This is a genomic window from Salinirubellus salinus (assembly GCF_025231485.1).
In the GTDB taxonomy this organism is placed as follows: Archaea; Halobacteriota; Halobacteria; order Halobacteriales; family Haloarculaceae; genus Salinirubellus; species Salinirubellus salinus.
Window position 1 is genome coordinate 95,920 of the sequence record NZ_CP104003.1, and the last position, 18,727, is coordinate 114,646.

General features: G+C 70.3%; 21 protein-coding genes. 11 read left to right on the forward strand and 10 right to left on the reverse strand.

Annotated features, from left to right (window positions below; translation table 11 throughout):
* The first annotated feature begins 36 nt into the window (after nucleotides 1–36).
* Nucleotides 37–498, forward strand: a complete 462-nt coding sequence (locus N0B31_RS00520; RefSeq protein ID WP_260593766.1) for a hypothetical protein — start codon at nucleotides 37–39, stop codon at nucleotides 496–498.
* 442 nt (nucleotides 499–940) lie between these two features.
* Here N0B31_RS00520 and N0B31_RS00525 read toward each other — a convergent pair whose 3' ends face one another.
* The 3 genes from N0B31_RS00525 to thsA all read right to left on the reverse strand — a co-directional run bounded on the left by N0B31_RS00525 (nucleotide 941) and on the right by thsA (nucleotide 3,756).
* The gene (locus N0B31_RS00525; protein WP_260593767.1) at nucleotides 941–1,330 is read right to left on the reverse strand and encodes a TRAM domain-containing protein; all 390 of its coding nucleotides are present in this window, start codon (nucleotides 1,328–1,330) and stop codon (nucleotides 941–943) included.
* Between the two features lie 50 nt (nucleotides 1,331–1,380).
* Complete coding sequence (locus N0B31_RS00530) at nucleotides 1,381–2,097, reverse strand: YkgJ family cysteine cluster protein (protein ID WP_260593768.1); 717 nt, start codon at nucleotides 2,095–2,097, stop codon at nucleotides 1,381–1,383.
* Nucleotides 2,098–2,196: 99 nt separating this feature from the next.
* Entirely contained in the window at nucleotides 2,197–3,756 is a 1,560-nt protein-coding gene (gene thsA / locus N0B31_RS00535) for a thermosome subunit alpha (protein WP_380628431.1), read from the reverse strand.
* 215 nt (nucleotides 3,757–3,971) lie between these two features.
* Here thsA and N0B31_RS00540 point away from each other — a divergent pair, with 215 nt between their 5' ends.
* A complete protein-coding gene (locus N0B31_RS00540; RefSeq protein WP_260593770.1) occupies nucleotides 3,972–4,799 on the forward strand; it encodes an amidohydrolase family protein in 828 nt (275 codons plus the stop codon).
* Nucleotides 4,796–5,803, forward strand: a complete 1,008-nt coding sequence (locus tag N0B31_RS00545) for a M23 family metallopeptidase (RefSeq protein ID WP_260593771.1) — start codon at nucleotides 4,796–4,798, stop codon at nucleotides 5,801–5,803. Before N0B31_RS00540 ends, N0B31_RS00545 begins: the two co-directional genes overlap by 4 nt.
* A 1-nt stretch (nucleotide 5,804) precedes the next feature.
* On the opposite strand, the gene N0B31_RS00550 is transcribed toward N0B31_RS00545, so the two are convergent.
* The gene (locus N0B31_RS00550; protein WP_260593772.1) at nucleotides 5,805–6,209 is read right to left on the reverse strand and encodes a hypothetical protein; all 405 of its coding nucleotides are present in this window, start codon (nucleotides 6,207–6,209) and stop codon (nucleotides 5,805–5,807) included.
* Between the two features lie 74 nt (nucleotides 6,210–6,283).
* Between N0B31_RS00550 and N0B31_RS00555 the strand changes: the two genes are divergently transcribed.
* Complete coding sequence (locus N0B31_RS00555) at nucleotides 6,284–6,670, forward strand: twin-arginine translocation signal domain-containing protein (RefSeq protein ID WP_260593773.1); 387 nt, start codon at nucleotides 6,284–6,286, stop codon at nucleotides 6,668–6,670.
* 26 nt (nucleotides 6,671–6,696) lie between these two features.
* On the opposite strand, the gene N0B31_RS00560 is transcribed toward N0B31_RS00555, so the two are convergent.
* Both N0B31_RS00560 and N0B31_RS00565 read right to left on the reverse strand, forming a co-directional pair.
* Entirely contained in the window at nucleotides 6,697–8,088 is a 1,392-nt protein-coding gene (locus N0B31_RS00560; protein WP_260593774.1) for an FAD-binding oxidoreductase, read from the reverse strand.
* A 4-nt stretch (nucleotides 8,089–8,092) separates the two neighbouring features.
* On the reverse strand, nucleotides 8,093–9,043 hold the full coding sequence (locus N0B31_RS00565; RefSeq protein ID WP_260593775.1) for a hypothetical protein: 951 nt from the start codon (nucleotides 9,041–9,043) through the stop codon (nucleotides 8,093–8,095).
* Nucleotides 9,044–9,267: 224 nt separating this feature from the next.
* Between N0B31_RS00565 and N0B31_RS00570 the strand changes: the two genes are divergently transcribed.
* Nucleotides 9,268–10,194 (forward strand): winged helix-turn-helix domain-containing protein, encoded by a 927-nt coding sequence (locus N0B31_RS00570; protein WP_260593776.1) that lies wholly within the window; start codon nucleotides 9,268–9,270, stop codon nucleotides 10,192–10,194.
* On the opposite strand, the gene N0B31_RS00575 is transcribed toward N0B31_RS00570, so the two are convergent.
* Both N0B31_RS00575 and N0B31_RS00580 read right to left on the reverse strand, forming a co-directional pair.
* Nucleotides 10,184–11,119 carry a glycosyltransferase family 2 protein gene (locus tag N0B31_RS00575; protein ID WP_260593777.1) on the reverse strand — a complete coding sequence of 312 codons (936 nt, stop codon included), beginning with the start codon at nucleotides 11,117–11,119 and terminating at the stop codon, nucleotides 10,184–10,186. The genes N0B31_RS00570 and N0B31_RS00575 overlap by 11 nt on opposite strands.
* Before the next feature lie 145 nt (nucleotides 11,120–11,264).
* Nucleotides 11,265–11,972, reverse strand: a complete 708-nt coding sequence (locus N0B31_RS00580) for a class I SAM-dependent methyltransferase (protein WP_260593778.1) — start codon at nucleotides 11,970–11,972, stop codon at nucleotides 11,265–11,267.
* A gap of 365 nt (nucleotides 11,973–12,337) precedes the next feature.
* On the opposite strand from N0B31_RS00580, the gene N0B31_RS00585 reads away from it, so the two are divergent.
* From N0B31_RS00585 to N0B31_RS00605, 5 genes are all read left to right on the forward strand, one after another.
* Entirely contained in the window at nucleotides 12,338–12,616 is a 279-nt protein-coding gene (locus tag N0B31_RS00585) for a MarR family transcriptional regulator (RefSeq protein ID WP_260593779.1), read from the forward strand.
* Nucleotides 12,617–12,646: 30 nt separating this feature from the next.
* On the forward strand, nucleotides 12,647–13,429 hold the full coding sequence (locus tag N0B31_RS00590; RefSeq protein WP_260593780.1) for an MBL fold metallo-hydrolase: 783 nt from the start codon (nucleotides 12,647–12,649) through the stop codon (nucleotides 13,427–13,429).
* A gap of 69 nt (nucleotides 13,430–13,498) precedes the next feature.
* Entirely contained in the window at nucleotides 13,499–13,990 is a 492-nt protein-coding gene (locus N0B31_RS00595; RefSeq protein WP_260593782.1) for an SRPBCC family protein, read from the forward strand.
* A gap of 50 nt (nucleotides 13,991–14,040) precedes the next feature.
* Entirely contained in the window at nucleotides 14,041–14,505 is a 465-nt protein-coding gene (locus tag N0B31_RS00600; protein ID WP_260593783.1) for an MGMT family protein, read from the forward strand.
* A complete protein-coding gene (locus N0B31_RS00605; RefSeq protein WP_260593784.1) occupies nucleotides 14,502–14,915 on the forward strand; it encodes a hypothetical protein in 414 nt (137 codons plus the stop codon). Before N0B31_RS00600 ends, N0B31_RS00605 begins: the two co-directional genes overlap by 4 nt.
* A gap of 43 nt (nucleotides 14,916–14,958) precedes the next feature.
* On the opposite strand, the gene N0B31_RS00610 is transcribed toward N0B31_RS00605, so the two are convergent.
* The gene (locus N0B31_RS00610) at nucleotides 14,959–15,750 is read right to left on the reverse strand and encodes a CPBP family intramembrane glutamic endopeptidase (protein WP_260593785.1); all 792 of its coding nucleotides are present in this window, start codon (nucleotides 15,748–15,750) and stop codon (nucleotides 14,959–14,961) included.
* A 1-nt stretch (nucleotide 15,751) separates the two neighbouring features.
* Nucleotides 15,752–17,893, reverse strand: a complete 2,142-nt coding sequence (lonB, locus tag N0B31_RS00615) for an ATP-dependent protease LonB (protein ID WP_260593786.1) — start codon at nucleotides 17,891–17,893, stop codon at nucleotides 15,752–15,754.
* Nucleotides 17,894–18,203: 310 nt separating this feature from the next.
* Between lonB and N0B31_RS00620 the strand changes: the two genes are divergently transcribed.
* Complete coding sequence (locus N0B31_RS00620) at nucleotides 18,204–18,725, forward strand: nicotinamide-nucleotide adenylyltransferase (RefSeq protein WP_260593787.1); 522 nt, start codon at nucleotides 18,204–18,206, stop codon at nucleotides 18,723–18,725.
* Nucleotides 18,726–18,727: the final 2 nt, after the last annotated feature.

Consider the following 18,727-nt stretch of genomic DNA (forward strand, 5'->3'; position numbering starts at 1 on the left):
TCGTATTTATCCGGGCCGGGTGTCTAAACGAAGTAGATGGGGGAGCTGTCACGCGATCGTGTCACCGAGACACTCGAACGGTTGCAAGAGCGGTACTCGTCGTTCGACGTCCAGCAGACGTCGGTGGGGGTGCCGTCGGAGGTGTACGAGCGGGCCGTCGACGGTGGCGTCCTCGACGCTTCGGTCCGGGTCCGGAACGAGGCGGGCGAGGTACTGGTCGCGGAGTCGGAGGACCACGAGGAGACCCCGCGGGTGCGCTACGACCCGGCGTCCGACCCGGCCGCAGAACTCGAGCGGGCACTCCTCGCCGAGACGGGCGTCGGCTGCCGTATCGAGGACCTCCTCGACGTGTCCATCGTCGCGGTCCACGACGAGGACGACGAGGACCGCGACCCCGCGTACCTCCTCGAGGCGAGCTTCGAGGGTCGGTACGAGGATGGCACGCCGGGGGAGCGGCTGGCGTGGCGCGACGAGGTCGAGGAGACCAGCCTCGCGTAGAACCTTCCTGCCATCGGGGTCGCCTCCGGCGACCCGCTCTACCGAACGTTCACGACACGGGCGCGCCTCGCGCAGGCGATGCGAGCTCCGCCACGCTCCTCACCCACTCCGCTCGTGAGGACTCCGCCCGCCGCGGATGAACCCGCTCGCGGTACGTTCCGCAACTCCGCACGGCACGCAGCGGTGTCCGTGTCGTGCCGGACCTCCGCAGCGTACTCACCGGTACGCGTGCGACGCCGAACCCCCGCACGGTACGCAGCGCTACCACCGTACCGACGAAACCGACCGCAGGGACGCGGTTCCACTCGACGGGTGAGCCGCTGTCGTGCGGGGCTGTAACCGCCAGCATACCCACCCGCCGCGAGCGGAGCGGGCGGCGCCTTTTTGCTGAAGCTTTTTGCGCGAGCGGGTCGCCGAAGCCGACCCCGAGCGCAAAAAGGTTCTATTCGAGGATATCGCCCACCGCGAAGTTCGACTTCACTTCCGTGATCTCTATCTTCACGCGCTCGCCGACCTCGCCGCCGGGGACGATGATGACGTAGCCACGCTCGACGCGGGCGATGCCGTCGCCCTGCTTGCCGAGGTCCTCGATCTCGACGTATCGGATCTCGCCCGGCTCGACGGGGGGCTGTGGCTCGTCGGGGGCGGGTCCCGAGTCGTCGTTGGTGTCGGCCGACTCCGCGCGGGTGCTGATGAGGGCGACTCGGAAGGTCTCGCCGGGGGTGACGGACCCCGTGTCGATTTCCCGTTTCGGCACCTCGACCACGAAGCGGTCGCCCTCGTCCTCGACGTCCGCACTGAAAAGACAGAGCAGTTTCTCGGAGATCTCCATGAGACGTTCGTTCCGTACGACTCCCCCCTGTGGCTTAGAAGTACCGCCGCTCAGAGGGTTTCCGTGCCGGAATCGGTGCCCCACGGCCGCCCGTCGCGGTCCTTCGCCCCCTCCGAGTCGTGTACGACCACGCCACCCTCGGGGTCGGTCCGCGCGTAGTTGTCGCGGACACCGATGGCCTCCTCCAGTTCGCGGACGGCCCGCTCCTTCAGCGTCTCGGCGAGTGCCTCGGCGTCCGCACGCGAGATGTCGCGGCCCAGCCCCTCGCACTCGTGGGCGCGGACCGGACCCTCGCGGTCCACCGCGTCGCCCATCGGCTGGGTGCCGAGTTCCTCTCCGTCGAGGACGACGCTGAACGGGTAGGTCTCACAGATGAGCGGCCGGTCGTCGTGGACCGTGCAGGCGCCGGTCCCGTCCGCGGCCTCCTCGTAGAACGTGCAGTCGCCACAGGCGTCCGTCTGGAGCGCCCACTCGAACGTCTCTCCCTCCGGGCCGTCCGGGCCGTCGTGCAGGCCGTAGGGCATCGGACGGGCCACGTCGCGCCAGTCGTACGCGTGGTCGAACGCCGGCGAGTCGGCCGTCGCGGCCTGCAACGCTCGCACCTCGTCCGGGAACACCGTGGCCGTATGTGGGTCCTCGGCCTCGCTCTTGCAGCAGGCGCCACACCGCGTACACTCGAACCCGATGGTCTCGACGGCGTCGGCGAGGTCGTCGACCGAGAGGTCGCGGGCGCGTTCGAGGTCGGCTTCGAGCGAGCGGTGACTCACACACTCGCTTCGGGTCGCCCGGGCAAAAGCGACCCGCTCGCCGTGGCCGTCGCTCGTGGACCAGCGTCGAAAGAAACGGGGTGTGGTCGAACCGAGCGGTTAGCTCGAGGAGATGACGTCGTCGATACGGACGATCATCGTCGCGGCCTCGGTGGCGCTCTCGACGGCCTCGCGCTTGACCGCCGCGGGGTCGAGGACGCCGTGCTCGACGGGGTCGGCGATCTCGCCGGTCTGGCCGTAGGCGACGATGCCGGCGATGCCCTCGCTGTCGTGGCGCTGGCGCAGGTCGACGAGCGCGTCGATGGGGTCCATCCCAGTGTTCTCGGCGAGCGTGCGCGGGACGATGTCCAGCGCGTCGGCGAACGCCTCGACGGCGAGCTGCTTGCGGCCGCCGATGGAGGCCGAGGAGGCACGGATGTGGTCGGCCATGGCGATCTCGCTGGCACCGGCGCCGGGGACGACACCGCCCGCGTCGAGCGCGGCGGTGACGACGTCGAGGGCGTCCATCAGCGCGCGCTCCAGCTCGTCCGCGACGTGCTCCGTGCCGCCGCGGGCGAAGACGGTGACGGCCTCGGCGGCCGCGCCCCCCTCGATGAACGTGAGTTCGTCGTCGCCGAACCGCTCGACGCGGATGGTGTCGGCGCTGCCGAAGTCGCTCTCCTCGAGGTCCTTCAGCGAGCCGACGGTCTTGGCGCCCGTCGCGCGAGCGATGGACTTGGCGTCGTCGTCGCCGACGGAGTCGAACGCGAGGACGCCGTGCTTGGCGAGGTAGGAGGCGACGCGGTCCTCGATGTCGCCGGTGACGAACGCGACGTCGACGCCGGCGTTCGCGATGGAGTCGGCGTACTCGCGCAGCTCACCCTCCTCGGCCTCGATGGCGGCCTCGAGCTGGTCGACGCTCGTGATGTCGTACTCGGCGTCGATGTTGGCCTCGCGGACCTCGAGGTCGAGGTCGAGGACGGCGATGGTGGCGTCCTCGACGGTGCGAGGCATGTCGTCGTGGGCGGGCTCCTCGTCGAGGATGACGCCCTGGACGAGCTCCGTGGCCGACGAGGAGGCGCCGGTCTGCGTGCGGATGGTGATGGAGTCGCGGTCCACACCGTCGTCGCCGGTCACCTGCTGGACGGCGGCGACGACCGTCTCGGCCAGCGCGGCGGCCTCGATGTCGCCCGTGCCCTTGCCGGTCATGGAGGACTCGGCGACGGACTCGAGGAGGTCGGTGTCGAGCTCCTCGTCGAGCGTCATCTCCTCGATGGCCTCGAGTGCGAGGCTGGCGGCCTCGTGGTAGCCCTCGACGATGGTCGTCGGGTGGACGTCGTCCTCCAGCAGGTCCTCGGCCTGCGCGAGGAGCTGGCCCGCGAGCACGGACGCCGTGGTCGTCCCGTCGCCGACCTCGTCCTCCTGTGACTCGGCGACCTCGACGATCATCTGGGCGGCGGGGTGCTCGATGTCCATCCGGTTCAGGATGGTCGCCCCGTCGTTCGTGATGGTGACGTCGCCGGAGTCCGAGACGAGCATCTTGTCCATCCCGCGCGGGCCGAGCGTGGTGCGTACGGCCTCGCTCACGGCCTTCCCGGCCTGGATGTTCGAGGACTGTGCGTCCTTGCCACGTGTGCGCTGGGTGTCCTCCGCGAGAATGAACATCGGCTGGCCACCCATGCGGCCCTGACCTCGTTGTGCCATAATCACCTGAAATGTCGTTTGCGGTTCTATATAAAACTGACTGAACCGTTCCCGCAGACCGCCGTACGGAGGCGTGTGTCGAACGTTCACACGCGGCGGGTCCTGGTGGGTGTCGTTCGGCTCTCCCGCCGCGGTGCCGGGCGGGTCTCCCGCCGCCAACGCTTATACTCGGCCCCGACTCACCACCGGCCGTGCTGGAACTGGAACACGACTTCCGGGTCGTCGACGTCGGTGCGACGCTGGACCCGGACGGCGTCGACCGCCGCCGTGGACGGGAGGTGGCCCCCGAGCGACTGGAACGCGAGTTCCTGCAGGCCGGCATCGTCCGCGCCGTCGTCGCACCCGGTCCCATCCCGGCGGCGGGTCGGCCGGAGGAGGGTTACCTCGCGGCGAACAACGCCGTCGCCCGGCGGTGCGTCGAGCGGCCGTTCGTCCCGTTCGCCCGCCTCGCCGGCCCGCGAGTCCCCGACTCCGGAGCCACCTCGCGCCTGCGCAACCTCACGGCCCGCCGACTCCCCCACCACGCCGACCCCGAGGACGTCGAGTCCTACGGCTACGGCGACCGGTTCGAGGGGTTCGTCCTCGACCCGGTCGTCGACGGCCTCCCCGACGAGGAGGTGCTCCGGACGCTCGCGGACGTCGGACTTCCGGTCAGGGTCCACGCCGGGTCGGGGTTCGGCCCGCACGCCGTCGCGGACGCGCTCCTCGAGTTCGAGTTCCCGACCGTCCTCGCCTCCTTCGGCGGCTACCCGCTCGACCGCGACCGGATGGGCGCGGCCATCGACCTGCTCGACCGGTACGACCACCTCCACCTCGACACGGCCGCGGTCCGGTTCCGCGAACCGCTCGAACGGGCGCTCAAGGAGCACCCGGACCGCGTGCTGTTCGGCTCCGGGGCGCCCGACGTCCACCCCTCGGTGGCGGTGATGGAACTGCTCACCTGCTCGGTTCCGGAGGACGCGATGCGGAAGGCGTTCGACGCGAACCCCTCGCGGGTCGTGCCCGCGCTGGCGCCGTGAGCGACGAGGACGACCCCTCCATCGGGCCCGGGTCGGGCCCGACCGACCGCCTTCGGCGTGCCCTCCCCGACCCGACGACCCTGTCGACGCTCGGCCTCGTCTCGATACCGGGCTTTCTCGTCCCGTCGCTCGAACGGCTGCAGGTGTTCGCGCTCTTCTTCCTGTTCGGCTTCTGGCCGCTGCTGAGCGCGCTGTTCCCCTCGCGCGGTGCCTCCCCGGCCGACTGGGTCGCCATCGGCGACGCGGCCTACGGCCGCCGGGCAGTGCTGACGAGCATCCCCACGTTCGTCAACCCGTGGGTCCAGTGGCAGGGGCTGAAGCAGCTCCTCGGGCAGGTGGCCGTCCTCGCGCGCTACCGTGGTCGCCTCCCGTCGCCCGAGACGTACGAGCAGTCGACCGACCTGCGCCTCCCGTTCGACGGCGAGTGGACGGTCGTCAACGGGAGTCCGCGGAAGGAACACTCTCACTCGTGGGGCATCTACGCACAGCGCTACGCCGCCGACCTCGTCGTCACCGACGCCGAAGGGCGGACCCACGAGGGCGACGGGAGCCGCGCCGACCAGTACCACTGCTGGGACGAACCGGTGCTCGCGCCCGCAGCAGGCGTCGTCGCCGAGGCCAGCGACGGCCACCGAGACTACCCGAAGGCCGGGGGGCGCATCGACCCGTTCCAGCGGGACATCCGCGGGAACTACGTCGTCCTCGACCACGGCGACGGCGAGTACAGCGTGCTCGCCCACCTCCGCGAGGGGAGCGTCTCGATCCGGGAGGGCGAGCGGGTCGAACGCGGCCAGCTGGTGGGCCGGTGTGGCAACTCCGGCAACTCCACCGAGCCACACCTGCACTACCACGTGCAGGACCGCGCGAGCTTCTACACGGGGATGGGCCTGCCTGTGCAGTTCGAGGGACTCCGCCGCGACGACGGGCCGGGGACCGAGCCCGAGCGGGTCGACCGGGACTACGTCTCGCTCGGTCAGCGGGTCGCTCCTCTCCCGGCCGAGTGACTCACCCCTCCACGTACCGCGCGTAGAGCCGATCGTACGCCTCGTCGGCGAGTCGGTGGCGCGTCACCTCGTCGAACCGGCGCTCGCCCTCCTCGTGGCCCCCTTCGTCGCTCCCCTCGCCGTCCGTCTCGGCGAGGTGCGGGGGGACGGTGCCAGCACCCACGTAGCGGACGCCCACGTCGTAGGTCTCGTACTCGACGAGGCGCCGACAGAGCCGGTCGGCCTGCGCTCGACGGGCGACGGCGACCAGTCGGTCGCCCGTGCGGACCGCGAACCGCGTCGGGCCGGTGGTGACGACGAACTCGAACTCGACGGGGTCCGCGGCGAACGCGGGGCTGACCTCGAACCTGAAGACTGGCGTGCCGTCACGGGCGAACCCGGCCGAGACCGCCGTGTACGCGCTCACGACTCGCGTTCGGGGCCGACGGCCATAGCGTCTCCGGGGCAAACGATTTGTCCGGGACCGGGCAACGGGCCGTCGTGAACCGTCGTCGTCTGCTCGAGTCGGCCGCCTCGCTCGGCGCCCTCGGTGCGCTCGCCGGCTGTGCGAGCGGTCCCGGCGGCCCCTCGGGCGAGGGCACCGAGGTCGAGATAATCCCGAGCAACCAGACCGACGAGCGCCGCGAGGTGACCGTCGAGGTCGAGGCCACCGACGGGACGCTCCTGCTCAACCACACCTACGACATGGATCCAGGGACGAGCGACGAGTCTCGCGGGGTGGAAAACGACGTCGCGGCCGTGCGGGCCAGTTCGCCGGGCGTCGGGGAGGCCAGTACCGAGTACAACCCGGACGTGGACTGCGGCGGTGGCGAGGACGTCCAGATACGCGTGGCTCCCGAGGGCATCACGTTCGCGTACAGCTGTTGAACGAGGGCGGGTGGCCCACCACCCCCTCAGGCCGACGGCTGGACGTTCTGGTTCACCCGGAACAGGTTCTCGGGGTCCCAGTCGGCCTTGACCGCGGCGAGTCGCTCGTAGTTCCCCCCGTAGGCGGCTCTCACGCGCTCCGGCTCGTCACGGTCGAGGTAGTTCGCGTAGACACCTCCGGTCGCGTAGGGGGTCATCGCCTCGTGGAACTCCCGGGCCCAGGCGGTCAGTTCGGCGTCCCGGTCCGGGTCCGCCCACCCGGGCCAGATGCCGAGGGAGTAGGCGGCCTCGCGGTGCGGGAACGCCGTCGCCGTCTCGTCCACGCGGGAGATGGCACCGCCCATCGGTTCGAGGCCCACCTGCGTCAGCGGCCCCGGGAACGGGTCGGTGTGCTCGAGGACGGTGTCGATGGCCCCGTCGGGGAGGCCCGCGAGGTAGTGGGACTTCGAGTACCAGCGGTGACCCTCGGGCGAGCCGTCGTCGAAACTCCGCTGGAGCGCCGCGTACGGCATCGGCTGGACCGCATCGAGGATGGGGTCGCCGAACTCGCGGAGCGGTTCGACCGCCGTCTCGGCCTCGGCCAGCGGCCCCGCGTAGCAGACGGCGAACGCGAGCGCCGGCTCACCTCTCACCGCCTCCGGGAACGGCTCCTCCGGCGGCACCCGGGCGAAGAGCGCGTAACACGCCAGTTCGTCCGGCGCCTCGGCCGTGAACTCCCGGTAGAACCGGAGCGCCTCGCGAGCGTCCTCGTAGGGGTGGAAGACGGGGCCGGCGAGCAGTTCCGGTTCGACCGGGTGGAGGTCGAACTCGAACTCCGTGACGACGCCGACGTTGCCGCCACCACCGCGGAGCGCCCAGAACAGGTCCGGGTTCTCGGACTCGCTGGCGTGGACCACCTCGCCGTCGGCGGTGACCACCTGCGCACGGACGAGGTTGTCGCAGGTGAGGCCGTGTTTCCGGGCGAGATAACCCATCCCGCCACCGAGCGTCAGCCCCGCGACACCCGTATCGGAGACGAGCCCGCCGGTAGTGGCGAGGCCGAACGCCGTCGTCTCGTGGTCCACGTCGGCCCACGTCGCGCCCGGCCCGACCCACGCTCGCCGCGAATCCGGGTCGACCCGGACCCAGTCCATCGCCGCGCAGTCGACGAGGAGGCCGTCGTCGCAGACGCCGGTCCCCGCGAAGTTGTGGCCCCCGCCCTTCACGGCCAGCCGGAGGTCGTTCTCGCGGGCGAACGTCACCGCGGCCCGGACGTCCGCCGCGCCGGTGCACCGCGCCACGAGCGACGGGTACTTCTCCACCATCGCGTTGAACACCGTCCGTGACGCCTCGTACCCCTCGTCGCCGGGGTGCAACAGCTCGCCGTGCAGTCGCTGTCTGAGTGCCTGTACCGCGTCGTCGGGTGGGTTGGTAGTCATGGTCTCAGAGGTCGTCTCGGTTGGCCAGGCGGTCGAACGCGGCCTTCGTGCAGTCGCTCATCTCGGAGGCGGCCGTGCGCTCGTTGATGTCGTCCTCGGCGGCCTCACCGACCCGTCCGAAGTTCCGCGAGGAACCGCTGTCGGCGACGGCGTCGCCCGGGCGCCCCATCGGGACGGCCGAGCCGGCGCTGTCCGGCGTGTGGGCGGCCGCCGACTCGACGACCACCTCCTCGGTGCCGGTGCCGCCGCTCGTCACGCCGACGTAGAACGCCGCGTTCGTCGTCCCGTCCACGGAGACACCGCCGGCGCCGTCGACCTCGCCACCCTTCAGTTCGCCGAGCGTCGCCGGCGCGGCGTCCCCGGCCATGTGGAACAGCTGGAACTCCGTGTCGTCGTCGACGGTCACCGTCCCGTCTGCTGGCAGGAACGCGACCCCTTCGCCGTCCGCGCCGAACCCGGACCACGGCTCGACCGTCCCCGGGCCGTCGCTCCACGCGAAGAAGTCGCGGTCGCCGTCCACGTCGAGGTAGAGACCGACGAACAGCGTCGCACTCGACCCCCCGTTCGTCGTCAGCGTCCGTGTCTCGAGGGTGAACTCGTGGACGTTGCCCAGTGGGCCGACGTGCAGGTCGAACCCCGCGTTGCGTCCCTCGGGCAGGTTCTCGACGCGACACCGGACGCCGCCCTCGCCGGTCGGCTTCGCCAGCCACCGACACTCCCCGTCCCGACCATCGAAGGGGTTCAGCCGTCTGCCCCACGAATCGGGCCCCAGCGGGAAGTGGGCATAGTGGCCGTACTGGGGAATCATCGAGGCGAGTGGACGTTCGCCGTCACATCCGGGGTCGCCGGTGGCCTGGCCCACCAGCCCCGCAGTTCCGACCAGGCTCGCTCCCGCCATCGCCACGGTCGTTCGCAGTACCCCGCGCCGCGTCGCGCCGTCTGTCGTGTCCTCCATCGGTCTCACTCCGGTGTCGCCCGTCCAGCCACGCGCCGTGCGGCGGCCGGAGACACCGTTCGGCGCGAGACCGCGCTCCCGATTAAGTGTTTTCTGAATGATATTATTGTTCGGTGGCTGTCTCGAGCGGGGTTCAGTCAGCCGCCCGGTAGGTCCGGATGCCGGGAGTCTGGGTCGGGGAGAGAGGTAGCTTTACCTGTCCGTTCGTTGAAGGGAGAGGGGTGATGGGCGAGTCCGACACCGGCGAGACGGCCACGCTCTCGCCCGACGAGGCGTTCGCGCTGCTCGGGAACGAGACCCGGCTCGCCATCCTGCGGACGCTCGCGGCCGCCGGGGAGCCCCTCTCGTTCACCGACCTCCGCAACCGGGTCGGCATCCGGCAGGGCGGGCAGTTCAACTACCACCTCGACAAGGTGGTCGGGCACTTCGTCGACAAGCGCGAGGACGGGTACGTCCTCCGCCAGACCGGCAAGCGCGTCGTAGAAGCCGTGCTCTCGGGGACCCTCACCGAGGACCCGGTGCTCGAGCCAACGGTCGTCGAGTCGTGGCCCTGCCCGTACTGTGGGGCCCCGTGTGAGATCCGGTTCCGCGAGGAGCACGTCGCGCGTCGCTGTACGTCCTGCCCCGGACTCTACGGCCAACGCGACACCGGCGGGAGGTGGCCGGGTGACCTCGGGGCGCTCCACCTGCCGCCGGCGGGTATCGCGGGTCGAGACGCGCAGACGGTACTCGAGAGCGCGTTCACGTGGTCCTACGCCGAGTGGCTCGTGGCGGCGAAGGGGGTCTGCCCCCGCTGTTCGGCGCGGGTCGATCACACGCTCCTCGTCTGTGAGGAACACGCGGACGGCGAGGTCTGTGACGCGTGTGGCCGCCGCAAGGCCGTCGGCTTCCGGTCGGCCTGCACGAACTGCGATACGACGTTGGAGAGCGTCCTCTCGATGCACCTCGCGGCCAGTCCCGAGGTCCTCGCGTTCCTCACCACGCACGGGGTCGACCCGCTGACCGAGTCGTGGGACTGGGGGTGGGACTACGAGGAGGAGGTGCGCTCGACGGACCCGTTCGAGGGGCGGTTCACGTTCACCGTCGACGGGGACGAGCTGACGCTCACCGTCGACGAGGACCTCGAGGTGGTCTCGGCGGTCACCGAGTAGTCGTGCGCCGGTCGTGGACCGCCACCGCGCGGTCGTTGCGCGTGGACCACCCGCTCGGGTTGCGCCGGTCGCTCCGGTCGGCGAACCGGGCGGCCAGTCCGCGCGCGGCCCCCGAGACGATGCCGAGGACCACGTCGCGGCCGTTGCCGAGCCACTGGGTGGGGCGACCCTCCCCCTCCGCCACGTCGCGGGCCGCCTCGATGGCGTCGGTGGTCGCGTGCCGGGCGATGCGGTAGGCGATGGAGGGGCGCAGGCCGTAGTTCTTGACGAGTCGATAGCAGAGCGAGCGGTAGCGCCAGCGCCAGTCGCGCTCGGCCGTCCCGCCGTCGGCCTCGAGTTCGGTGGCGACGCTCATCCCCGGCGCCCACGCCACCTCGTAGCCGAGGCCCGCGAGCCTGTGGGCGGCGTCGCGTGCACCGCCGGTCTGGAGGCGCTCGTCGAAGCCGTCGATGGCCTCGAGCGCCTCGCGCCGGAAGGCGACGTTGCCGCCGCCGAAGTAGCGGACCTCGCGCCCGCGGATCTCGCGCGTCTCGGCCTTCTCGGTGGTGACGCCCGCTCGCAGCCGCCGGTGGGTCGGACCGGTGACCGCGCCGCGCTCGTCGCCGTCCTCGGGGATCGCCGCGAGCCCCTGTTTGAGCGCGTCGAGCCACCCCTCCTCGACGGTGAGGTCGTACTCGACGAGGGCGACGACGTCGCCGCTGGCGCGCTCGATGCCCGCGTTGCGCCCGACGTTGACGTTGCGCTCGTCGATCTCGACGAGCACGTCCACGTCGTCACGGTCGCGGACCATACCGCTCGTGCCGTCGGCGGAGGGGCCGTTGACGACGATGACCTCGACCTCGGGCGCGAACTCGGTGATGGCGTCCAGCGAGGCCGCTAGCTGGTCGCGGCCGTTGAGCGTCGGTATCACCACCGAGACATCCATAGTAGCGTCGAAACGCCCCTATGGACGAAAGTATTCCGGAACTGCGAGGCGTGCGAGCCGGTCGCTCGCTACGGTCGGGAACGGCTCGGTAAGACGAGCGGGGAGCGTAGCGACCCGCGGGGGTCGGTGACGACGGCCCCGTCGCTCACTGCACCCGCGCGTCCCAGTAGGAGACCGAGGACAGCGGGTCGCCGGCCGGCGTGTCGCCGAGACCGGTGTCGAACCGGCGGAACACGTCCGCGACGTTGTCCGGCAACTGTCGGTAGAGGCCGAACGGGAGCACGAAGTCGTGGTCCGCCCGCGCGAGCTGGAGACCGGCCCCCTTCAGCAGGCGTTCGACCTCGTCGTCGTCGTAGAGCCGCGACCCCATCGGGAGCATCCAGTTGTAGATGGAGCGCGTCGAGAAGCGGTTGAACGTGTCGAAGAACACCTGGTCCTTCGAGACGCGAGCCATCTCCGCGAGGAACGATGCAGGTGTGTCCGCGAGGTGGAAGAACCGCATGGCGAACACGGTGTCGAAGTGGTCGTCGGGGAACGGCAGCCGGGCGGCGTCCCCGCGCAGGAACTCGAGGTGGTCGTCGACGCCCTTCGCGCGGGCCTTCGACCGCGCCTCCTGTAGCATCGCGGCCGAGATGTCGAGCCCGACGATGTCGGCGCCCTCCTCGGCCAGCATCACGGTGAACCGGCCGGTGCCGCAGGCGATCTCCAGCACCTTCCGGTCCTCGATAGGCGCCAGTGCCGACAGCACCGCCTCCTTCTCCCGGCGGTCGATGAGGCGGCCGCCACCGGAGAACCGCTTCGACTCGTACTCGGAGGCCACCTGCTCGGCCTGGTACCACTCCTGGCCCTTCACTACCCGAGTCGGACCCGTGGCTGATTGAAAACAGTTCTGGATACGGTGACGCGCGTGCCACCTGCGGACCGGGTCGTCCCCCCGCCATCGGCGGGTCGTGACAAACGTCTGATTACCGGCGGCTCGCGGGCGTAGAATCCGACGAACGTTCGGGATGCGTACAGGTCGCCACCCGTGACAACCGTTGCCGCGACCCCCTGTTCATAAGTGTTCCCCGGTTAGACGGTCCGTGGAGGCCCCACCGCGGTTCCGGCAACATCTGTCACGCAACGGATTATAACGTGCCTTATACTCATAGTAGTATCCGTACTCCTTTGTCACCAATATAGCGAGGTTTTACCATGAGGTTCTGCCGAGTGGCAACCATGAGCACGAGGACAGAGGAACGTGCCCAGCCCGACGAATCTCCCCTGGCGGACCCGGACTTCCGCGAGCGGCTGCGCGACCTGCCGCCGAGCGCGAAGCTCGTCGCGAAGGTGCTCGAGGACGGCTCGCCACAGTCGCAGGGTCAGCTCGCGGAGGAGTCGCTCCTCCCTGACCGCACGGTCCGCTACGCCCTGAACCGCCTCGAGGAGGAGGACCTCGTCGAGTCGCGCTACTCATTCCACGACGCCCGCAAGCAGGTCTACTACCTCGTCAACTGATTCAAGGACCGGCCCGCCGTTCTGGGTCGTATGCGTCTCACCCGCGTCTCCTGCAGCGTCGCCACCCGCGCCCCCACCGGGCAGACCCACGCCTACGTGCTGGGCGACGAGGACGCCCTCCTCGTGGACCCCGCCGCCCGCGAGGCGGGACTCGACGACCTCGAGAGCGTCGCGCACGTCGCCGTGACCCACCACCACCCGGACCACGTCGGCGCCGTCGCCCACTACGCCGCCGAACACGACGCCACCGTCTGGTGCCGCGTCGGCCGCGGGGCCGCCTTCGAGGCGGCCACCGGCGTCGCCCCCGACCGCACCTTCGCCGAGGGCACGGTCGTCGAGACGGGCGACGGCCCGGTCACCGTCGTGGACACGCCGGGCCACGCGCCGGAACACGTCGGGTTCTCGTTCGCCGGCGACACCGGCCGCGAGGAACTCCTCGTCGGCGACCTCGCCGTCGCCACTGGTAGCGTCGTCGTCGGGCACCCGACCGGGGACGTCCGGACCTACCTCGCCTCACTCCGGCGGCTCTGGGCGCGTGCCCCCGCCATACTCCACCCCGCACACGGGCCGACCATCGAGGACCCGCGGGCGACCTGCGTCCGGCTCATCGACCACCGGCGCGAGCGCGAGGCGAAGGTGCTCGCCGCCGTCGAGGGGGGCGCCGAGACGGTGGCCGAGATAACCGACGCTGCCTACGAGAAGGACCTCACCGGCGTCGCGGACCTCGCCCACGCGACGGTCCGTGCCCACGTCGAGAAACTCCGCGTCGAGCGGAAGGTCCGCTGGGACGGCGAACGGGCGAGTCCGGTCTGACGTGACTGTCGTCGCGGCCGCGAGAGCGGTTATGTCGTCGCAGTGCGACACGAGACCGGGTGCCACCAGATGCCGACCGTCTCACACAGCGTGACCGTCGACGCCGCACCGGAGACGGTGTGGGCGTTCGTGAGCGACGTGGAGCGACTGCCCGAGTGGGTGGCGTTCACCGACGAGGTGCGCCACCACGACGAGGGGACGGTGCGCGAGGGGTTCGAGTACGCCGAGTACGGCGGTGTCGGCCCGTTGCGCGGCGAGAGCGAGTGGGAGGTCGTCGCGTGCGAGTCGCCGACCCGGCAGGTCCACGCCGGCGACCTCGGTGCGATGCAGGCGACCCTGACCATCGACATCGAACCCACGGACGGGGAGGGAGACGGGTCGCGCTGGACCCAGACCGTCGAGTTCGAGACGTTCTCACGGTTCAGGCCGCTCGGGCGACTGCTGGAGGTCCTGTACCTCCGCCGGGCGATGGACCGACAACTGGCGCGGACGATGGCAGCCGGCCGGGTACGGGTCGACCGGTACGCGCGGACCGAGGCCGTGCCGTCGACGACGGCCTGACGCCACGCTCGGGACGAACTTTCATACACGATAGTACCGTCCGTACTCGTATGGACGACCCAACGGACGCCGGCATCTTCGCCCGCGAGTCCCCGTACCTCGACCGGTACGTCGAACTCGGCGTGGCGAGCGGTCGGCTCCTCACCGTCCGGTTCCCCGGTTCGCCCGACCCGGAGGCCGGCGACGACCACCCGCTGCTCGACCGGGTGTTCGCCTATCTCGAGGGCGAGCGAGACACCTTCCGCGACGTCGACGTGGCGCTGTCGGCCGCCACGCCGGACCACGCAATCCTCCAGGCGGTCCGCGAACTCCCCTACGCCGAGGACAGCAGCGTCCAGCGGGTCGCCCGCCTCGCCGGGCTCGACCCGGAGGACCAGTCGGACCTCGACCGGGTCAGGCAGGCGCTGGCGGACAACCCGGCACCCATCTTCGTCCCCGACCACCGGGTCCGCGACGGGCCGAGCGCCGCCCCGCCGGCCATCGAACAGCGGTTGCGCTCGCTCGAGGGGCTGTGAGCGGCCGTCGCCGCACGCTACTGGCGCTCGGGCTGTTGCTCGTCCCCGCGCTCCTCCTCGGGGTGTTCGTCGTCGGCCTCGGGAGTCCCGACACCGACGGCGCCCCCAGCGCCACCTACGGTATCGACTACGATGGCGAGACGCTCGTCGTCACGCAGAAGACCGGCCGGGTGCCCTCGGGGACGCTGTACGTCCGCTACGCCACCCCGAACGGCACCGACCGCGCGACGTGGGTCGCCCCCAACGGCACCGGCTACGACAACGGCGGGGCCGGCCACCCGGTCCAGCCGGGCGAGCAGTTCGTCTTCGCCGCCGACGTCGACGGCGCCGTCGAGGTGGTGTGGGTGGCTGGCGACGGCGAACGGCGAGCGACCCTGAAGGAGAAACGGTTCGAGACGCGGCCGGCCTGAGCGCCGTCGAGACGCGACCACCGACCCGCCGACCGGTGACCGACTACTCGGCCAGCGGGTTCAGCCCCAGTTCGTGGCCGACGAACTCCAGCGCGTTCACGAGGTAGTGCGCGACCACCACCGCGAGCAGACTCCCCGTGAGGACGAACAGCGCGGCCAACAGGAAGCCGAGCGTCCCCGTCACGGCGATGCCGACCGGCCCCTGTGCGCCGTGGCCGAGCGCGAACGCGACCGACGACAGGACGGCCAGCAGCCACGGCGAGAGGCCGAAGCCGGCGGCGAACACGCCGATCAGCACGCCACGGAAGAGGAGCTCCTCGAACCCCGCCACGATCGGGAGCGCGACCCCGAGCAGGAGCACCCAGCCGCGGGTCGTCTCCGGGGTGAGCAGTTCGCGGAGGTCAGCGCTCGGGTCGTAGCCCGCGTACGCCGCCAGCAGGCCGGCGGCCGTGTTCGCCCCGGAGAGCGCGACTCCCGCGAGGGCGCCCACCGCGAGCGCCTCGATGCCGAGTGCCGGAGTCGACAGCCCGAGCGCACTCGCCGGCACCTGCGTCAGGAACGCCCCGCCGAGCAGCAGGAACGCGAACACGCCCTGCGAGAGCGCGACGTTCACGACGAGCAGCGCGGTGGAGTAGCCCTCCTGTGGCGGCTCGGCCGGCCGGGTGGCCGTGCTCACGTCGAGGTGGTCGGCGTCGCTCTCCAGCGCGTCGAGCCACCGGAGGTCGCCCGGCCCGAGTCGCGGACCGTCGATGCCTCTCGCCGAGAGGTGTGCCAGAACGAGCAACAGGCCGAGGACCGCGAGCGCGATTCCCGCGAACGCGGCCCAGTCGGTCACCTTACTGCGGCGACGGGGAGCCGCCGGTGCCGGTACCGGTGCCGGACCCCGACCCACGCCCGACCTTGCGTTCGAGCGCGGAGCCGGTGATGTTCTTGAGGCGGTCGACCAGCGAGTCCTTCTCGGGCTCGCCGGCGAGGGCGACCTCGAGGACCTCCGAGATGTGGGTGACCGGGATGATCTCGATCTGGTCCTTGAACTCGTCCTCGATCATGACGTCCTGCTCGTTCGCGGCCGGGATGATGACCTTGTCGAGGCCGGCCTTCGCGGCCGCCTCGATCTTGTGTGTCACGCCCCCGACCGGGAGCACGTCACCGCGGACCGATAGGGAGCCGGTCATGGCGATGTTCTGCTCGACCGGGACGTCCTCCAGCGCCGAGATGACCGCCGTGGCCACAGTGACCGAGGCGGAGTCGCCCTCGACGCCCTCGTAGGACTGGACGAACTGGATGTGGATGTCGCGCTGGGAGATGTCCTCGTCGGAGAACTTCTTGATGATGGCCGAGACGTTCTGCACGGCCTCCATCGCGATCTCCTGCAGTTTGCCGGTCGCGATGACCTCGCCCGGCCCCTGCGACGGCGTGACCTCCGCCATCACGGGCATCACGATGCCCGAGTCCTCGCCCATGACGGCGAGACCGTTGACGCGGCCGACCACTTCGCCCTCGTTGACGTTGAGCTCGTAGTCCTTGCGGCGCTCGATGTAGTCGTCGGCCAGCTGCTGCTCGATGGAGCGGCTGCGGCGCTTGGCCTGCAGGACGTGCTCCCGGGTCGTCTCGGGGGCGTCCTCGGCCCGCGCGATGTCGCCGGCGACCCGAACCAGGCCACCGAGGTTACGCAGTTCGAGCGTGAGGTGCCCCTTCCGGCCCGAGCGGCGCTGGGCCTCGAGGATGACCTCCTCGACGGCCTGTGCGCTGAAGTGGGGCAGTCGGCCGTCCTTCTCGACCTCCTGGGCGATGAACCGGGCGTACTTCCGGCGCATCTCCGGGGTGTCGTCGATGGTGTCGTCCATGTACACCTCGTAGCCGTACCCCTTGATGCGCGAGCGGAGCGCCGGGTGCATGTTCTCCATCGCGTCGAGGTTCCCCGCCGCGACCATGATGAAGTCCGTCGGGACCGGTTCCGTCTGGACCATCGCGCCCGAGGAGCGCTCGGACTGGCCGGTGATGGAGAACTTCCCCTCCTGGATGGCGGTCATCAGTTTCTGCTGAGACCGGATGTCGAGGGTGTTGATCTCGTCGACGAACAGCACGCCCTTGTTGGCCTTGTGGATGGCCCCTGCCTCCACGCGGTCGTGGCTGGGGGTCTCCATCCCACCGGACTGGAACGGGTCGTGGCGAACGTCGCCGAGCAGTGCACCGGCGTGGGCGCCCGTGGCGTCCTCGAACGGGGCGGTCTGCCGGCCGGCGTTGTTGACCAGCAGGTTGGGGATCATCGCGTCGCTCCCGCGGCTGGAGTAGCGGAAGGCGAGGTAGATGACACCCGCCGCGAGGATGCCGAGCAGGAGCTGCCCGGCGATCAGCAGCGAGTAGCCGAACACCACCGCGATGATGATCCACATGAGGAACGAGCGCATCTGGTTGCGCTTGCGTGCCTCCTCCTTGTGGGCCTCGACGATCTGCTCGCCCTTGCCCGCCGGGACGGTGCGAACCTTCGGTTCGTTCCCGTCGTCGGGGTTGTGGTAGACGAGGATGTCCTGCAGTTCCTCGCGCGGGAGGAGCTGGCTCATCGCCTTCGCCAGCATCGACTTGCCCGTCCCGGGCGAGCCGATCATCATCACGTGTCGGCGCTGTTTCGCGGCCTTCAGGATGATGTCGCGGGCGTGGTCCTGCCCGATGACTTGGTCGACGAGTCGGTCTGGGACCTGGATGTCCTGCGTGGTCTCTATCTTCAACCCGCCGAGGAGGTTCTCCTCCTCGTCCGGGTCGTAGTCCGCACCAGGGCCGACGTCGACGTCGCTGCCGAGGTCCGAGCCGTTCCGGATCTCGTCCGGGTCGGTCGGCGTCGGGGCGTTACTGTTGTCCCGCCCCGGCCCGGTGGGGTTGTCGTACTCGTCCCGGTTCTCGTGCGGGACGCCCGGCTGTGAAGGGGCGTCCTCGTCGGCGGAACCGGGGGTTCCGTCTTGGTTCGGGTCGTTGCTCATAGAACGGGTTTCTTCATCAGACACAACGGCCCATCGGCTGATATACTTTCTCCCCGGTCTGCCCTTCGAAATCCCGAGAAACCGCAAGAGGGCGGCGGAATCGGTGTTCTCACAGACTCCCCGTGAGTGTCTCGCACGAGTACATAAAGGAGGCCAGCGCCCCCCCCACCGCGCCGGGCGTGACGTGGCCCGGTGTCGGAGGTGCGCGCCGGGGGCGCGGTCCGGTTCACGGTCTGCGTGGCGTCTCGCCTCGGCCCACGCCTCGCCCTCGCCGGAGTTAAGAGGTACAACGTAGAGCGTGTGGGTAGAGATGACGCGGGGGTTCTACATCGGCCGGTTCCAGCCCTACCACCAGGGCCACCACGAGATGGTGCGGCGCATCGCCGAGGAGGTGGACGAACTCGTCCTCGGTATCGGGAGCGCCGACCAGTCCCACACCCGCCGCAACCCGTTCACCGCCGGCGAGCGAATCATGATGATAACGAAGGCCACCATCGACATGGACCTCGTCACCTACGCGGTGCCCATCGAGGACCTCAACCGCAACTCGGTGTGGGTGAGCCACGTCCAGTCGATGTCCCCCCGGTTCGAGGTGGCCTACTCGAACAACCCGCTCGTCGTCCGCCTGTTCCGGGAGGCGGGCGTCGAGGTCCGGCAGTCCCCCATGTTCCGCCGCGAGGAGTGGGAGGGGACCGAGGTGCGCGGCCGGATGCGCAACGACGGTGACTGGGAGTCGCTCGTCCCCGCCCCCGTCGCCGAGGTGGTCCACGAGATCGACGGCGTCGGACGCATCCAGCAGGTGTCCGACTCGGACTCGAACGGCGAGGCCTGACC

Bases quoted from the DNA above. Each gene is read 5' to 3' on its own strand.
- N0B31_RS00570 (WP_260593776.1), top strand. From the start codon at position 9,268: ATGGGCGAGTCCGACACCGGCGAGACGGCCACGCTCTCGCCCGACGAG.
- lonB (WP_260593786.1), bottom strand. From the start codon at position 17,893: ATGAGCAACGACCCGAACCAAGACGGAACCCCCGGTTCCGCCGACGAG.
- N0B31_RS00560 (WP_260593774.1), bottom strand. From the start codon at position 8,088: ATGACTACCAACCCACCCGACGACGCGGTACAGGCACTCAGACAGCGA.
- N0B31_RS00620 (WP_260593787.1), top strand. From the start codon at position 18,204: ATGACGCGGGGGTTCTACATCGGCCGGTTCCAGCCCTACCACCAGGGC.
- N0B31_RS00525 (WP_260593767.1), bottom strand. From the start codon at position 1,330: ATGGAGATCTCCGAGAAACTGCTCTGTCTTTTCAGTGCGGACGTCGAG.
- N0B31_RS00585 (WP_260593779.1), top strand. From the start codon at position 12,338: ATGAGCACGAGGACAGAGGAACGTGCCCAGCCCGACGAATCTCCCCTG.
- N0B31_RS00590 (WP_260593780.1), top strand. From the start codon at position 12,647: ATGCGTCTCACCCGCGTCTCCTGCAGCGTCGCCACCCGCGCCCCCACC.
- N0B31_RS00520 (WP_260593766.1), top strand. From the start codon at position 37: ATGGGGGAGCTGTCACGCGATCGTGTCACCGAGACACTCGAACGGTTG.
- thsA (WP_380628431.1), bottom strand. From the start codon at position 3,756: ATGGGTGGCCAGCCGATGTTCATTCTCGCGGAGGACACCCAGCGCACA.
- N0B31_RS00565 (WP_260593775.1), bottom strand. From the start codon at position 9,043: ATGGAGGACACGACAGACGGCGCGACGCGGCGCGGGGTACTGCGAACG.
- N0B31_RS00575 (WP_260593777.1), bottom strand. From the start codon at position 11,119: ATGGATGTCTCGGTGGTGATACCGACGCTCAACGGCCGCGACCAGCTA.
- N0B31_RS00600 (WP_260593783.1), top strand. From the start codon at position 14,041: ATGGACGACCCAACGGACGCCGGCATCTTCGCCCGCGAGTCCCCGTAC.
- N0B31_RS00595 (WP_260593782.1), top strand. From the start codon at position 13,499: ATGCCGACCGTCTCACACAGCGTGACCGTCGACGCCGCACCGGAGACG.